Here is a 16,056-nt window from a genome sequence, read left to right on the forward strand (position 1 = left end):
TTCAGATATTTTTGAGAGAACGCACAGAAGTTGCATAGACTTCTTGTTTTCGGGTTCAAAGTTACAAAAAGATGATACATCTTCCAAATATTTGACTAAAAATGTTTTAGAAAGCTTGTGGCTACAATTTTTCAGTGCACGGTGCAAGACCTATCTATATATAGGCTTGCACCGTGCACTGAAGAGCCTTGCCACTTGTGATATACTGCTGATAATCAATATATAAAATGGTATTATATTACCAGACAATGGTATTTTGATATTCCGTTAGAAGCTCATTTCATTAGGAACTTTGCAGCCATAATCATTATAGTCCAATGTATTATGGCAAACAAAAACAGCAACTCAGAACAAAAGGGACACCTGTACATCGGTTGTCCTACGCTTGAAACTTTAGCTCTTTCATGCGTCAATGCAAAAGATGCTGCTCATACAAGTAGCATCGAGTATTCAAATTTCCTAAAGGCTTGCAAAATGGAAAAGGACATCAGAATCAGCACATATCGGAAATGTGCAGCAGGTTTAGGAAAAGAAGTTCTAATCATACATCTGCCTTTGGGAACCATAGAGTCGATGACCAAACCCAAAGCCCATGTGAAGAATCTTTATGAAACAATTGAACTGGATGAACTGATCAAGGTTTTAATGAAGGTTATGCCAAGTGATGGAATGAAGATAGTGAACTTCATGGAAGAGTTCAAAGGGCATCTAACAAGACACGACAAGGAGAACCTGATGAAACCCTTTCTGTCAGCTATTGTAGAACTTTGCCAAAACTTACTTAATGATGATGGAAAACCATGAAACACGCTCCCTAATGAATGAGCTTCAAACTCTTCGCGAAGAGTTCAGGCAGATAGCCTGCTTTATCAGAGAGCTAAAGCGTGACTACTCTGTATTAGAAGAGAAAATAGAGTTAAGTACGGCAGATGTCTTGCATCTGCTTGGTATATCTAAGGCATCCCTTGCCAGATGGCGGGAAGCGAACTCTATTCCTTACCGCTATGTATCAAGTAATCATGTGGTCTATCCATTCAAAGGACTCTACCTTTCTGTAAAGACAGGTAGGGCTACATTCAAGGGCTTTCGCCGCTTGGAGGCTTTGCAGCGTCTGAACGCCTACAAGGATGGTGTCCTTAAAGGCTACATGGGGGATTCTCAAACCTTATTTGAAGAACTATGAACATCAAAGAAGAAATACTAAGCCGGACGAACAAAGGACTGGAGGTGTTCTGCTTCTACATGCCCATCAACTTTGTACCCAAGCGCAACTTCCGTAATCCATTGTATGACGATAGGCGTGCATCATGCAATATCTACCTCGATAATAAGTCTGGCTGCTACCGCATGAAGGACTTTGGCAATGACGCCTACTCAGGTGATTGTTTCTGGTTTGCTGCAACTATGCTCGGTTTGGACGTGAGAAAAGATTTTATGAATGTTCTTGAAACAATCATCAGAGATTTACAACTCAATATTCGTCTTGAAGAAAGAAAAGAATATGGTAATAAGCGACCTGTCTTAATAAAACCTTCAAAGCAGCCTATATTACCTCCACCCGACCTTAATACTTCCATGACAAGCGAGAAGTGGTTTACATATATCGAACAGCCCTTTGGAGAAGAGGAACGAAATTATTGGCGACGATACGGCATTGATACCAGGACTTTGCTACGCTTCCATGTTAAATCATTAGCACGCTATGAATCCGTTTCAAGTCAGGGCAAGCCATTCTCACTTGTTTCTACGCGAGAAGAGCCTATGTTTGCTTATTGCCTTGGCAGGTTTGTGAAAGTTTATCGTCCCAATAGTAAATTGCGCTTCCTCTATGGAGGCAAGGAGGTGGATGACTATGTGTTTGGTTTTGAGCAGTTGCCCTGCAAAGGCGATATGATATTCATTACGGGGGGAGAGAAGGATGTGCTTTCACTCTCGGCTCATGGATTCAATGCCATCTGTTTCAACAGCGAGACAGCACAGATACCAGAGAATATCATTGAGGGACTATTGCTCCGTTTTCGACATCTAATCATATTGTATGATACGGATGAAACAGGACTAAGAGAAACTAAACGACAAGTCGAAGCTCTATCCAAGTTTAAGGTGCTTCACTTAACATTGCCCTTACAAGGCACAAAAACAGAAAAGGATATTTCCGATTACTTTGCCTTAGGCAATGGTTCGGAAGGTTTAAAGGCACTGCTTTCTGATATGTTTACCCAAATGTATGCACAGACGATGATGATATTGCAATCTTGTGAAATAGACTATGACAATCCTCCCGATGCCTCGAAGTCGGTGGTAGCAGTAAACGGCGTACCCCTCGGTACACAGGATAATCTGTTCTGCATCACTGGCGGAGAAGGAACAGGCAAAAGCAACTACATTGCTGCCATTCTTGCCGGTACTCTTGGTGCAGAACGCTTACAACCAGAACAAACTTTGGGATTGGAGGTAACCGCCAACCCCAAAAGATTAGCTGTACTCCATTACGATACAGAGCAATCAGAAGCACAGTTGCATAAGAATTTGGGGAAGACACTTCGTCGGGCAGGAGTCACGTCTGTACCAGAGTTCTACCATTCTCTTTATTTGGCTTCACTTTCTCGTAAAGATAGATTGAAAATTATTCGTGAGAGTATGGACTTGTTTCACCATAAGCACGGAGGAATACATCTTGTGGTAATTGACGGCATTGCAGACTTGATACGATCTGCCAATGACGAAACGGAGAGTATAGCCATTGTGGATGAACTCTATCGTTTGGCAGGAATCTATAATACTTGCATCATCTGTGTGCTCCATTTTGTCCCTAACGGTATTAAGTTGCGTGGACATATTGGTTCCGAATTACAGCGCAAGGCGGCAGGTATTCTCTCCATAGAGAAAGACGATAACCCTGAATATTCGGTTGTAAAAGCTCTGAAGGTGCGTGACGGCAGTCCACTCGATGTGCCGATGATGCTTTTCGGCTGGGACAAAGATGCGGATATGCACGTCTATCGTGGAGAGAAGTCGAAAGAGGATAAAGAAAAGCGTAAGACGGATGAACTTTTGGCTGTTGTAAAATCAGCTTTCCATACCAAGCTAAGACTCTCATATCAAGAACTATGTGACGTATTGATGCGTGAAATGGAAATCAAAGACCGAACGGCAAAGAAGTACATTGCCTATATGAAAGAGCAGTGTATATTGTCGCAGGACGCAAGTGGTAACTATCAAAAGGGTGAGCTATGCCATACTTAGAACAGACAACAGAGAACGATTGGTGCAAGCGATTGTTTGACAGCTTGAGAACTATCGAGAGCAAACTCGACCAACTGCTTGTGATGAAAGAGCAATCTGTTGACACAACTATTCATCCGCCTCTTAAACCAGAGTATCTTGACATAATCGACGTGTCGAAGATTCTCAAAGTAGAGCAGAAAACCATTTACAATTGGGTATGGGCAGGAAAGATCCCATATCTCAAAGCGAATGGTAGACTGCTGTTTCTTCGTGACGAGATAGACGATATGCTTCATAAACGAGAATGTTGGTGATCAACAAGCAATTTGTTTATTGCCGAATTCTAACTTATGGCACATCTTAAAATAGACATGAATATGAAGAAGATAGTTAAATTTTAGGACGGTAAATCAACTATTAGTTTATTTGTGGGAATTATTTTCAACCAATAAGCTATTATTTGAAATGATTTGCTTATCTTTGCGGTTGAAATAAATACAAGCAAGTAAACTATGAGTGTATCTACAGGTAACAAAATCAACCAAATGCTCCAATTAGGACAAAAAAACGGATTGTTGTTTGCTCAATGGCTAACAGGACGAGGATATTCCAGTCAGCTATTGAAAAGATACCGCATATCGGGATGGTTAACACCTCTATGTAGAGGTGTAATGTACCGTACTGGGGATAACCTATCTGCCTATGGTGCATTGCAGTCGTTTAATGAACAGTTAGGAAAGAAGTTCCGTATAGCTGCTCATTCTGCATTAGAGTTATGGGGCTTCAATCATTATGTGCCAATGGGTAAGCCATTGCTAGTGATAACTGCTACCAATGAGAGAATGCCTCAATGGATGAAGCTTAACGTATTCGACCGTGATTTTCATTTTTTCAAAACAGACGCATTTATGCAAGCACAAATAACGACTTTGTCTTATTTAGATTGGAATTTACTCGCGTCTACTCCAGAACAGGCTTTTATGGAATGCTTGTTACTATCGCCGCGGCAATACAACTACATGGACTTGTACTATATAATGGAACAGCTAACAACATTGCGTTCAGAGGTTGTCCAATCGTTATTGGAAACAACCAAGAACTATAAGATGAAGCGCCTATTCTTATATATGGCAGAAAAAGCAAACCATTATTGGTTTGAAGAATTAGACTTATCTAGGATAGATTTGGGAACTACAAAATTGCAGTTGGTAAAGTCGGGGGTATATCTCAGTAAGTATAAAATGACAATCCCCAAAGAATTGAACGACTATGAATAATCATCAGTATAAAAGTCAAGTGGCACTATTGGTACGCATCATGCCCTTGGTTTATAGAATCAAAGATTTTGCCGTACATGGTGGTACGGCTATCAACTTGTTTCATCAGAACATGCCACGGTATTCTGTGGATATAGATCTTACCTATATTCCCTTGGAGGCACGTTCAACGAGCTTGGAACATATCAATCTGAATCTTCAAGACTTGAAAACGAGCATCGAACGAGCCGTACCGGGAATACATGTGGTACATAAAACTGATGTATGGAAACTGCAATGCACATACAATGGCACTACGGTGAAAATCGAAGTGAATGGCACCAAACGTGGCATACTTGGAGAAGCGGAAGTAATGAACCTCTGCCCAAAGGCGAAAGATGAGTTTCAAGCTAACTGTAAGGCACGCATCGTACCTTATCCACAACTATATGGAGGTAAGATAGCGGCTGCTCTCAGTCGCCAACACCCACGTGATTTGTTTGATTGCAAGTACATGAAAGACGAAACATTGGATGAAGTAAAAGACGGTTTGTTTCTGTGCTTACTGGGAAGCGACAAACCCATCATAGAATCACTTTGTCCTAATGACATTAATCAGGAGGAGGCTCTTGAACATCAGTTCAAAGGAATGACCGATATTCCTTTCACTTACAAGGATTATGAGTCCTCGCGTAACGACATTATCAGAAAGGTAAATGCCTGCCTTACCGATGAGGACAAAGACTTCATCATTTCTTTTGAAGAAGGCTCCCCGCAATGGGAACTATGTTGTGCTGGTGATTTGAGCAAATACCCATCCGTACAGTGGAAACTGCTCAATATCGAGAAACTAAAAAAGCAAAATCAAAAGAAGTTTCAAGAAGGAATTGATAAACTCAAAACTTTTTTTGAAAAAATGATGTAGGTATAATCCGAATATAAACACTACCTTTGCAACGTAAATAGTGCCGATAAGGACTTTTGTCGCTTTATTAGCACTCTAAAAAGGGGAAATGGGGCTGTGTACTTTGTCGATACAGTCCCTTTTCGGTGTATTAAAACTTCAAAATCTTATGGATCTCTGAATAGAGCATAATAAGAAAGAAGACTATCAGCTGCTTAAAAACAATTAATAGTCCTCTCTTTTAGTGGACTTGCGGAGAGTCGAACTCCGGTCCGCACAAGGAAACCATATGCTTTCTACATGCTTATTTCAGCCTTCTGTTTTCGAGTGTTGGCAAGACCTGAACCACCAACCAACACCTTATCCTCTAAATTTCATCTATGCATCGAGGCATACACAAACTATTTCCGATTTACCTGCACCGCTTGACCCTTAGATTCGGAACAACATCCTTGGAGCAGTGTCTCGTCGCATCACCTGGTGACGCAATAAAGCCAGTAATCTACTATGCTTCGATTAGGCAGCGAGAGCGTAATTGTTTTCGCCAATTAATTTTTTGACCACTCAGATTTAGGAGGTAGCCGTCGAGCCTCCGCATGCTTACATACCATCTCATCTTGCCGTCAAATCCATACAAGCCCTCGGTATGTTCTGCAAAGTTACATATTATTTCTGAATTTGCTGAATGAGATTCGATAATTTTGTTGCAAATTTATTCTTTTAGATTCAAAATCTTACTTTATGACGTACTATTGTCTCTTTTGCACTGTGTTCTGAAACTGTATCAGGAGGATTTTGCAAGTCTGATTTTGGGGAGAGTTCTCCATCTCCTTCTTTGTCCGCAGTAATCGTCAAAGTGATTTTTCTGTCCAGCTCTGCCACCTGTCCTTTGAGCGAGCGAAGTTCGTCCTCTTTCTTCCACGTCCCATTAGCAATAGCAGTGTAGATTTCCTTATTGGCTGCAACCTTCTCTTTCTCCTTCTCATGCGATTCTATCACCTTGGGGATACGTCCCAGCGCACCCAAGAAGTTCTCACACGCAAGTTTCGGGTCGGTAGCCAACTTACCATTATTATAAGTATAGTAGATACTCTCCTGCCCTTTAACAAAGAAACGGTTCACGGAGCAGTCAAACAAATCTTTTGAGGTACTCTCTGTCTTCACCATGATGGAAAAGCCATAAATCTCTCCGATTTTATTGTACTCGCCTTTGGTACGTGCCTTGTCGTTAATCTCCTGCAGGCGTGCGGCAATGACCTTGGTATCCGTACTGCCCTCCACACCTTTGATGACAAGTTTATTGATAGGATTGCCGTCCTTATCACGCTCGACACGCTTCTCAAAGCATGCCAAGTCCGCCTTGGCTTCCTTAATCTTGTCCGAATGAAAAGATACGGAACTGTCAATCTCCGCCAACTTTCCCGTTGCGGCATCACGCTCACGGAGGAAGTTCTTACGCTCGGATTCCAGCGTGGCAATCTTCTTGTCGAGTTTGGCTTTCTCTAACAAGTCTGTATTACCAGATAGCACGGCAACATACTCTGAAAAGTTCATACCGCTATCCTCGTCCATCGAACCCTCGTCAATGGTACGACTACCGAGCGTATTGGTCTTCAACTGATTGATAAACAATTGCTTGTTATGTAGTAGGTTGAACTTATAACTGTCCAACGACCGCTCCACGGCATAGATAATCACATCGACCTTGTTGTCTGCAAATTCTTTGGCAACCATATTGCCTTTACGGATTGCCCGACCATTGCGCTGTTCTAAATCTGAGGGTCGCCAGGGTGTGTCAAGTTGATGCACCGCCACCGCACGCTGCTGGGCATTAACTCCCGTTCCAAGCATGGATGTAGAACCGAAGATAATGCGGATGTCTCCACGATTCATCGCATCTACCATCGCTTTTTTGGCTTTCTCGTTCTTGCACTCCTGAATGAAGCGTATCTCGTAGGACGGAATATGATAGTCCTCCACCAACTTACGCTTCACCTCCGAATAGATATTGAAGTCTCCACCGGGCTTGTAAGTGCCCAAGTCGGAGAAAACAAACTGCGTACCTTTCTGTGCATCATACTTCTGATAGTAGTCATTGAGTAATTTCGCACAATGGCTTGCCTTGTTGTCGATATGGTCTGAGTAGCCGTTTTCGTCTATCATGCGCAGATCCAAGCTCATCTTTCTGGCGTAGTCTGTGGCAATGAGCATCTTCGCCCTTTCCTCACTCTCGCTCAGCGGTGCACGACCTAAGATTGTGGCATCCCCTTTCTTGGCAAACTCCATCAACTTACCGATGAACTCTTCCTGTTCAGGTGTCGGCGGAATGTTATGCAGTATCTCGTTTTTCTCCGGTCTGTCAATGCCTATGTCCTTTGCTGTGCGGTAATCGCAAATCTCCGCATAGAACGAGGCAAGTTCGGGTACCTTGATGAAGGTTCTGAAACGTTCCTTCTGAATAATCTCATTCGTGATGGAAAACTCATAGTCGGTGGACTTCTTGGCAAATACCGCTGCCCATGCGTCAAAACTGTTGATGCCCTGCTTTTCCAAGGCTTGCGGGCGCAAGTATTTGAACAAAAGATAAAGTTCGGTAAGACTGTTGGAAATGGTTGTTCCCGAAAGGAATGTTGCTCCCAAGTCCTTGCCCGACCGCTCCTGTATGGTGCGAATGGCAAAGAGCATATTGAGCGCACGCTGCGAGCCATCCGGATTGCCCAAGCCCGACACTCTGTCGTGGCGAGTGTTGAACATCAGGTTCTTGAATTGGTGGCTCTCGTCCACAAAAAGGTGGTCAATACCCATCATCTTGAAGTCCACGGCATCGTCCTTTCGCTCGGCAATGCTGTCTTGAATGCCCTGCAACTTGGCTTCCAAGGTCTGCTTTCGCTTCTCTAAACCTTTGAGCATAGCACGGGATATGTCCGCTCCCTGCATACGGAGCACTTCAAGGTTTTCTTCCACAGAATCTTTTTCTTTCTGCAAAATCGCTTCTTGTATCTCCAAAGCCTGCGGTATCATGCTAAACTGCTCATGCGTAAGGATAATGCAGTCCCAATCATTGTTCTTGATGTCGTTAAAAATACGCTGTCGATTCTGCTTGCTGAAATCGTTCTTGCCCGGATAGAGAATCCTTGCATTTGGATAAGCCTTGCGGAACGTGTCGGCAATATCGAAAACGTTTGCCTTCAGACCGATAATCATCGGCTTGTTCACCAAGCCCAATCGCTTCATCTCATAGGCAGCCGTACACATGATAAGCGTCTTGCCCGCTCCGACCTCGTGGTCGCAGATACCACCTCCATTGGTCTTCAGCATCCACACGGCATCTTTCTGACTCTTGTAAAGGTCAGGTATGCCCAGTCTTTTAAGGTCGAGGTCGGGAAACGACTGATGCGTACCGTCGAAGTTAGGGCGCACAAAGCAGTTGAAAAGACGGTTGTAACGGTCAGAGAGCTGCTCCTTGAACGTGTCGGGCGTACGTCCGAGCCAATCCACAAAGCCTTGTCTGATTTCCTCAATCTTGGCGTTCGCCATCTGTATGGCGTGCCCGTCCCGTACTTTAATGGTCTTGGTTTCTCCTGTGATCTTATCCGTCACTTCCTTACTCTTGTTGATGTCGGGAATGGTATTGTGAAGTGCGTGCTTCATCAGGTTGATGCCGTCATAACGGCGAAATTCTCCCTGCACGGCATATTTGTGCCAAATGTTGGCATTCTTTCGGTCGCAGACAAGGGAATACTCGTCCATATTGGAATGATAGGACACGTTAATGTCCGTCTCGAAGAACTCCGAGGCGAACTTGCCATATACTTTGGCAGGTATCCATCGTTCACCAAGGTTGAAGTCCAAGTCGGCAAAGGGAATGGGCGTGGGCGTGGCGGCACGCAGGGCAGTCAGACTCTGTTTCGCTTCCTCATGCTCTGGATGATCCAAGAGCCACGACTCGATACGCTCCGCCTTTTCAATCACATTGCCAGAAATAAACTTGTCGGCTACCTCATAGCTGTCCTCTTCGGGATTGTAGAAGATGCGTCCTTCCAAGGCAGAAAGCATATCGCTCTCTTCCATATCGGGAAGCAAAGAACTCATATAGTCAAGTTCCACCGTGCCGTATTTGTTGAGTGATGCGCCCAATGCCTCCATCGGGTCTGCGGCAATGGAAAGCTCGGAGGTGGAGAAAGCCGTCGGATGGTCGAAAATATCCGCCTTGATGTACTTGCCGTTCTCGGAGCGTTCCAAGAACAGCATTTCCACTCCGGTGGCATCCATCTTGATGACATCGGTGTTTACTTTCTGGTTGAAGCATCCCCAACGCACTACATAGCCGTCATAAAGTCGATTGAGTTTCTCACGCTCTTCCTTGTCCTCCGCTTGGTTGTTCGCCTCATAATCATAGAGTCGGTGATAACTCTCCCTAATCTCAATGTATGCTTTCAGCCGTGAGAGCTGGGCAAAGGGCAAGTCCATCGGATTGAAGGTAGGATGCCGTTTCAAGTCAGAGAGAAAACCGACCTGTCCTTTCTGCACGACAATAGAGCCGTCCCTCAGATGAGAGTCGGGCGATGAGAGAAAGGGACGCGGTGAAGCGTCAAACTCTTTCTTGACTTCTGCTATGGGCTGTGGCTTACGAGGCTCGGCTTCCTCCATAAAGTCAAAGAGCGAGGGCTCTCTGACGGGGGCTGATGCAGTTTTCTTGTTTCTGCGGGGACTAGTGGGTGTACTTCTTGTCGATTTAGGTTGCCTGCTCGCAGAAAGCGGTTGGTTATCGCTGACCTTCTTTTGTTGAGCAGCCTCTTTGATTTCATTATTTACACGGGCTACATCTTGTGTCCAAAGACTATACTCTTCTGGGGCAAACAAGAGTTGCTCCGTTGCTTCGGTCTCTATGGTGCTATCCATAATCGGATGATGGTCTTCATCAAAGAATACCGTCTGTCCGTTCATTTCACGTGGGGCTTCCACGTCCGTGCGAATTTCACGGCTTGCCTGCTCATATTGCCTTTGAAGGGTGATTACGGGGACACCTTCGGGAGCAGGTTCGTTTTCAGGCTCTATTGTTGGAAGTACCTGTGCAGCTTGTGCTTCTTTTTTTGTCTCTGCTTCGTCTCTTGCTTCATCTCCCACTATCTTATTACCATCTTCGACCTTCTCTTGGGGCTGAGTGCCTTCCTGCACGGGTCTCAGAACTTCCTGACGGCTTTCATCCTTGCCTTCCTCAATGATAGGTTCTTTGGTGTATTGTCCTCTGACAATCTCTTCCAGTTCCGCAATCTCGTGCAATTTTGTGGGTTTGAAGTATAAGTCCCGCTCAATACCCAAGCCTTTGACCTTTACTTCCTCCATTTCTTTGAGGGACATATACCCAAGTTCCCAGCCATAGCCCATCGTAACGGCACCGAAGCCGATGCGCTCCTTGGGGTCGTATTCCAGCATATAGGCAGTATAGGCTCCCATCGGAAAGAAATAGCGAGCGTATGCCGTGCGGTCGCCAATGAGCTGTTTTTCCGTTGCATAGAGCTTGGGAAGTTGCTTCTTGGTGCTGTCGGGCATCAAATTGTAGGCATTTTCTTCTTCTTTTTCTTCTCCCTTATCCCCCTTGTCCTTGGACTCTTGTAACAGAGGTGTTTGTTCTGTTTTTATGCTTTCTTGCACTTTCTGCACCATCTTGTCCACCTGTACCTGCCATTCCTCCTCGGTCATGGGTATGCCGGTTTCATAGAGTTTACGATCGAAACGCTGCTCCACTTCCAAAGAGAGTTGCGTACGCAGGCTGTCGGCCATATCCTCGATACTTCCGTCAAACGTATATTCCCAAGCAGGCTTGCCGTAAGGATCCGTACCCATCGTGCGGTCTGTGGCAATCGTGCGGTGGGAAATATCTTTCCATTCGCCCTCAAAAAGTGAGTTATGATTGAACGCAATAGAAAAGCCGTCGCCTTTAGGAACAGAGGCGGTTTGTACAAACTGCTGCTCGATGCCCTCACCAATTTCCTTGCCACTCTGCTTTTGCAGCACAATGAGGTCGCTGCCCACATCCGTACCTGCATTCTCGGAGAACATGCCCGAAGGCAAACGGATAGCGGAGATAAGCCTGCTGTTCTGCATGAGGTAACGACGGATAGCTTCATTTTTAGGACTGTCCAATACGCCCTGCGAGGTAATGAAAGTAAGAAGTCCGCCCTCTTTGATAGTGTCCAGCCCTTTTACAAAGAAATAATTGTGAATGGTTCTGGTGGATTCCCGTTTAAGGATATTCTCCCCCTTGCTATAACTACGGTCATAAACCATAAAGTCGCCAAAGGGGATGTTGCTGGTGATAAGGTCGTACTTGTCCTTGTCTTCCAGTTCTCCGATGGCTTCAAAGGGTTCTTGCCGAACAAAGATATTGTCCTTGCCGTAAGGATGAAGGGCTTGTGTGATGCGTGCCGTCAGCAGATCTTTTTCCATAGCATCGACCATACCGGCACTTTTGGCAAAGGTTTCGGTAAAGGCTCCCATACCTGCGGAAGGGTCCAGGCATCGTCTTACTTGCACATCGGTGGCACTTAGGGCATCGGCAATGGCGGAGACGATACGGGTGTCGGTATAGAAGGAAGTCAGTACGCTTGCCTTGATGCTCTCCCAATAGCGTTTGGCTGTGTTGGCATCGACGGCATCACGGTAAATCATCTGTTTGAGTCTTTGGGTCGGCGCGAATAGGTTTTGCTCCGATGCACTCCAATAACGAAGGTCATCGGGATTATCACAACGGTTTAAGACGCATTTCAGACCACCGAAACCTTGATAACCTCTAAGCAAGACTTTTTCGGCATCGGTGGCTTCACGACGTTCTTTTTCTAATCGAAGGACCACACGGATGGCTTCCGTGTTGCCCTCCAAGACAGCTTTCTTATTGTATGCCATAGTTTTTCTGTTTTAAGATGGAGAGGAATTAGTCGGGAGATTATTTCAGTCATATAGAATTTTTCCTATCTCCCGACTAATTTATTTTATCTCCGAGTCTGTGTAAACTATCTCCCTCGTGCTTTTCCTTTCTTTCCTTCAAACTCAAAGGAGGTGGTATGGTCTTCGCCCAGAACAAGACGTGCGTTGAACTTTTTGCCAGCCTTACTCGTCAATCCTTTGAGAATGGGCGTTCGCCCGGTGGTTATCAAATCACGGATATTGTCTTCGGAAAGGAACGTGCCGCAGATTTCTCGGAAGATGCGGAAGTCGCAGCCCTCATGCCTGCATTTGGCAATCTTGGCATAGATGCCCACACTCTCATTACCGCATTTGGGGCAGCGGTAGGTGGGATAGGCTTTCTGCACCTGTGGAGCAAGGGCAAGAAGTTCCTCGCAAATAGTCTCCACGTAGGAGTTGATGCCTTGCGCGAACTTCTCGGGCGGCATCTGTCCTGCCTCTATGGCGGCAAGGGTCAGTTCCCACGAGCCTGTCATCTCTGCATTGGCAATCCGTTTGTCCTTGACAATCTCATAGACTGCCAAGCCTTTCTCTGTCGGAACTATCGTTTTCTTTTCTCTTCGGATATATTCACGCAAAATGAGCGTTTCGATGATGTTGGCACGGGTAGCGGGCGTACCGATGCCGCATTCTGCCATCGCTCTTTTACTTTCTGCATCTGAAACTTCTTTACCAGCATTCTCCATAGTGGAAAGCAACGTTGCTTCTGTATAAAGCGGTTTTGACTTGGTTTTGTGTTCGGTAATCTCTGAAGAAAGCAGTGGTAACACCTCGTTTTCTGTCAGGTTGGGCAATACGGATAAGGTTTGTTCTTCATCTTCCTGGCTTTTTTCTACGTGCATCTCAGTACCTTGCTGCACGGCTTTCCATCCCAAAGAAATGCTTCGGCACGCTTTCCAAATGAAGGTATTTGTACCGTCCGTCAGTTCCACCTGCATCCTCTCTTCCTCCGAGTCGGGAGAGAAGGCTTCGATGAAACGATGGACTACCATTTGGTAGATGGTCGTTTCATCTGCCGATAGTCCCGATGGAGTTTCACCCGTAGGGATGATGGCATGGTGGTCGGTTACCTTGTCGTTGTCCACCGAGTGGCGATTGAGCGGTGTCGGAAGTGCAGTGCCTATCTTGCCAAATAAGTCGGGTACTTCCTCGAAAACGTCTTCACTGATGTATCGGCTGCCTGTGCGGGGATAGGTCGTGATTTTCTTCTCATAGAGGCTTTGTGCGATTGAGAGGGTCTTATCTGCTGAAAAGCCGTGCTTTCGGTTGGCTTCCTTCTGTAGGGAGGTAAGGTCGAACAAGAGGGGTGGCGACGTGTGTCCCACCCGTCTTGCGACCGAAGTAACGGTAAGCCGGCTCTGTTCGCGAAGCATGGCGAGAGCGGACTGTGCATCGGCTTCATTCTCGAATGCACTATCGCTCACGGCTTTCAGCGATATGCCCTCTTTCTCTGCTGCTACGGAGAGTTTCCAATAAGGGACGGAAGAAAAATCACGATTCTCTATGTACCGACGGCAGACCATTGCGAGTGTCGGGGTCTGCACCCGTCCCAATGAGTAACCGCCTTTGCGTGCAATGGACAGGGCACGGCTGGCATTGATGCCCACAAGCCAATCGGCTTCGCTTCTTGCTTTGGCAGAATGATAGAGATTGTCATACGCAGTTCCTGCCTTGAGATGGGCAAGTCCTTCACGGATGGCTTTGTCCGTGAGTGAGGAAATCCAAAGTCTTTCAAAAGGCTTGTGGCAGTTCAAGTGCTGATAGATATAGCGGAAGATGAGTTCACCTTCACGCCCGGCATCGGTGGCTACGATGATGCGGTCGGCACTGTCGAAGCAACCACGAATGGCTTTGAGCTGCTTGAGTGCTGCGGGGGCTGACGTGTACTCCTTGTCCTTTCGCACTTGTCGCACGATAAGCCTGAAAGGATTTGGACGGATGGGTAGGTCTTCGGCTTTATAGGCTGCAAAACCGTAGGCTTCGGGCATGGCAAGGGTGATGAGGTGTCCCATCGCCCAAGTAACAAGATAGCCGTTACCTTCCAAGTATCCGTCCTGCTTGCCATTTGCCCCTACGATACGGGCTATATCTCTGGCTACCGAGGGTTTCTCGGCAATAATACAAGTAATCATAGTTAGGTTTGGTTTTAAGGGTTACATCTTACGTCCACGGCGCTGCTGTTTCTTCTCGTCCTGCTTCTGCTTTTGGGCGGCAGTGGGCTGTGTCTGCCCGGACTTTAAGGGCTCGTTCACGTTCTTGGTGGCTTCGTTGGTCTTGCCTTGGTTGTTCACTGCAACCTGTGTTTTGTGTTCTTCGGCTACGGCTACCACCTTTTCCTTGCCGGTTTCCTGCTTCTTGTCAGGGTTCCACTTGTAGAAACGTGGGCGGTTCTGTTCCTTGTCCATCTTGACATAGGCATTAAAAGGTTGCCCTTCCTTGTCCACCATATTCTTCAGATAAAGCGTGCGACCGCTGTCTAATGCTTCACGCTGCTTGTCGGAGAGTTCCAAACCACAGAGCTTGCGTGGTGCGCCTTGTTGCTGCGTGTGCTGCTGTCGCTCCTTCAAGCCTTGCTTGTTCTCGAAGATAAACTCGATGCCTTTCTTCTCAGCATTGACTTGCAGAGTGGCATTGAAGGACTTACCACTCTTGGCGGTCATTCCTTCCACTTTCACGGCTTTGCCCTCTACAAGGCCTTTGTACTGCGCATCAGAAAGTGTAACACCCTTGATTTCTTTTGGGATATTCACACGGTCGGCACGCAGGGCAATAAGTTCATTGGTCTGTGGGTCTATGGAAACGTATGCGGCAAATGGGTCACCATTCTTGGGCGTAATCTCGATGGTCTTGCCAAGGTTGCCCGTTGCAAGGAGTAGTTCTTTCTCTTCATTAGAGAACTTGTGTCCCATATAGGGGAAGTCGAGCTGTGGCTCCTTGCGAAGCGGGTGAACTGCCAATCCGATGTTACCCTCGCCATCTGTACGGAATGCCAAACGGGCATCGGTGTAGATGGTGGTATCACCAATAGGTATGGCTATCGTTATAAGATTGCTCTTCTGCCAGCCAAGCATCTTTACCAATTCTCCGCTCTGCTCCAACCGCTCACGGGTAAGTCCTAGGTTGTCGAGCTGCTTCCAATCAATCTTCGACTCGTCAATGGCAGTGGCATTCTTCTGCTTGGGCAAGAAATCATCAAAGCGCACCTGACTGTCTGCCAACTGCTGCTTGTTCTCAGGCTTCTCACGGTTCTGAAGCATGGTGTGGAGCGATGCCACGCCCTGCTCCACGTTATTAGCTACTACCTTGTAGAGTCCGAAACGGGACGGCTCATTAAACTGCTTGAGGAAGTTGGTCATGAAGTTCTTCAGCAAGCCGTCCTTATTGTTGAATTTCAGAAAGGCAGTTTGATGCACGTCTTTGGCTTCCGTTGTTTGGAGTTTGCCCTTGTCGTCAATACCTGAAACTACAGAGAGCTTTCCTGCCTCTTTCTCGTTCTTCACTTCCGTGCGGTCTTCTAATACCAACACATAGTTTTCATTGTTGTTCGATTCCATAAATCATTGTTTTTAAGATGAATAAATCATTATCGAACAGCAAAATTAAAGCAATAATATTTATATTATAAGGCACAGGGAGAAACTGGGAGAAACAATGAATTTAAAGGATTTTATTCTTCAAATGAAAAATATTTCACATATAAAT

At 45.8% G+C, this 16,056-nt stretch carries 9 protein-coding genes and 1 other RNA gene; 6 read left to right on the plus strand and 4 right to left on the minus strand.

Going from position 1 to position 16,056, the window contains the following annotated elements; genetic code table 11:
• The first annotated feature begins 324 nt into the window (after window positions 1–324).
• From D464_RS0106365 to D464_RS0106390, 6 genes are all read left to right on the plus strand, one after another.
• Complete coding sequence (locus D464_RS0106365; RefSeq protein ID WP_018910662.1) at window positions 325–804, plus strand: hypothetical protein; 480 nt, start codon at window positions 325–327, stop codon at window positions 802–804.
• On the plus strand, window positions 791–1,183 hold the full coding sequence (locus D464_RS0106370; RefSeq protein WP_018910663.1) for a hypothetical protein: 393 nt from the start codon (window positions 791–793) through the stop codon (window positions 1,181–1,183). The genes D464_RS0106365 and D464_RS0106370 overlap by 14 nt, the downstream gene beginning before the upstream one ends.
• Complete coding sequence (locus D464_RS0106375; protein WP_018910664.1) at window positions 1,180–3,246, plus strand: bifunctional DNA primase/helicase; 2,067 nt, start codon at window positions 1,180–1,182, stop codon at window positions 3,244–3,246. Before D464_RS0106370 ends, D464_RS0106375 begins: the two co-directional genes overlap by 4 nt.
• A complete protein-coding gene (locus tag D464_RS0106380) occupies window positions 3,234–3,542 on the plus strand; it encodes a helix-turn-helix domain-containing protein (protein ID WP_004360030.1) in 309 nt (102 codons plus the stop codon). Before D464_RS0106375 ends, D464_RS0106380 begins: the two co-directional genes overlap by 13 nt.
• A gap of 198 nt (window positions 3,543–3,740) precedes the next feature.
• On the plus strand, window positions 3,741–4,505 hold the full coding sequence (locus D464_RS0106385; protein ID WP_004360031.1) for a type IV toxin-antitoxin system AbiEi family antitoxin domain-containing protein: 765 nt from the start codon (window positions 3,741–3,743) through the stop codon (window positions 4,503–4,505).
• Window positions 4,498–5,409 carry a nucleotidyl transferase AbiEii/AbiGii toxin family protein gene (locus tag D464_RS0106390; RefSeq protein ID WP_004360032.1) on the plus strand — a complete coding sequence of 304 codons (912 nt, stop codon included), beginning with the start codon at window positions 4,498–4,500 and terminating at the stop codon, window positions 5,407–5,409. The genes D464_RS0106385 and D464_RS0106390 overlap by 8 nt, the downstream gene beginning before the upstream one ends.
• A 221-nt stretch (window positions 5,410–5,630) precedes the next feature.
• Here D464_RS0106390 and ssrA read toward each other — a convergent pair.
• From ssrA to D464_RS0106405, 4 genes are all read right to left on the minus strand, one after another.
• Window positions 5,631–6,029, minus strand: a transfer-messenger RNA (tmRNA) gene (ssrA, locus tag D464_RS13150).
• An 85-nt stretch (window positions 6,030–6,114) separates the two neighbouring features.
• On the minus strand, window positions 6,115–12,294 hold the full coding sequence (locus tag D464_RS0106395) for a helicase-related protein (protein WP_018910665.1): 6,180 nt from the start codon (window positions 12,292–12,294) through the stop codon (window positions 6,115–6,117).
• A gap of 107 nt (window positions 12,295–12,401) precedes the next feature.
• Window positions 12,402–14,486: a type IA DNA topoisomerase gene (locus D464_RS0106400; protein ID WP_018910666.1), complete on the minus strand. Its 2,085-nt coding sequence runs from the start codon at window positions 14,484–14,486 to the stop codon at window positions 12,402–12,404.
• A gap of 21 nt (window positions 14,487–14,507) precedes the next feature.
• The gene (locus tag D464_RS0106405) at window positions 14,508–15,908 is read right to left on the minus strand and encodes a DUF4099 domain-containing protein (protein ID WP_018910667.1); all 1,401 of its coding nucleotides are present in this window, start codon (window positions 15,906–15,908) and stop codon (window positions 14,508–14,510) included.
• Window positions 15,909–16,056: the final 148 nt, after the last annotated feature.

It is taken from the genome of Prevotella veroralis DSM 19559 = JCM 6290, from assembly GCF_000377625.1.
Lineage (GTDB): Bacteria > Bacteroidota > Bacteroidia > Bacteroidales > Bacteroidaceae > Prevotella > Prevotella veroralis.

Coding starts and splice junctions, on each gene's coding strand:
- D464_RS0106365 (WP_018910662.1), top strand. CDS start 325: ATGGCAAACAAAAACAGCAACTCAGAACAAAAGGGACACCTGTACATC.
- D464_RS0106370 (WP_018910663.1), top strand. CDS start 791: ATGGAAAACCATGAAACACGCTCCCTAATGAATGAGCTTCAAACTCTT.
- D464_RS0106375 (WP_018910664.1), top strand. CDS start 1,180: ATGAACATCAAAGAAGAAATACTAAGCCGGACGAACAAAGGACTGGAG.
- D464_RS0106380 (WP_004360030.1), top strand. CDS start 3,234: ATGCCATACTTAGAACAGACAACAGAGAACGATTGGTGCAAGCGATTG.
- D464_RS0106385 (WP_004360031.1), top strand. CDS start 3,741: ATGAGTGTATCTACAGGTAACAAAATCAACCAAATGCTCCAATTAGGA.
- D464_RS0106390 (WP_004360032.1), top strand. CDS start 4,498: ATGAATAATCATCAGTATAAAAGTCAAGTGGCACTATTGGTACGCATC.
- D464_RS0106395 (WP_018910665.1), bottom strand. CDS start 12,294: ATGGCATACAATAAGAAAGCTGTCTTGGAGGGCAACACGGAAGCCATC.
- D464_RS0106400 (WP_018910666.1), bottom strand. CDS start 14,486: ATGATTACTTGTATTATTGCCGAGAAACCCTCGGTAGCCAGAGATATA.
- D464_RS0106405 (WP_018910667.1), bottom strand. CDS start 15,908: ATGGAATCGAACAACAATGAAAACTATGTGTTGGTATTAGAAGACCGC.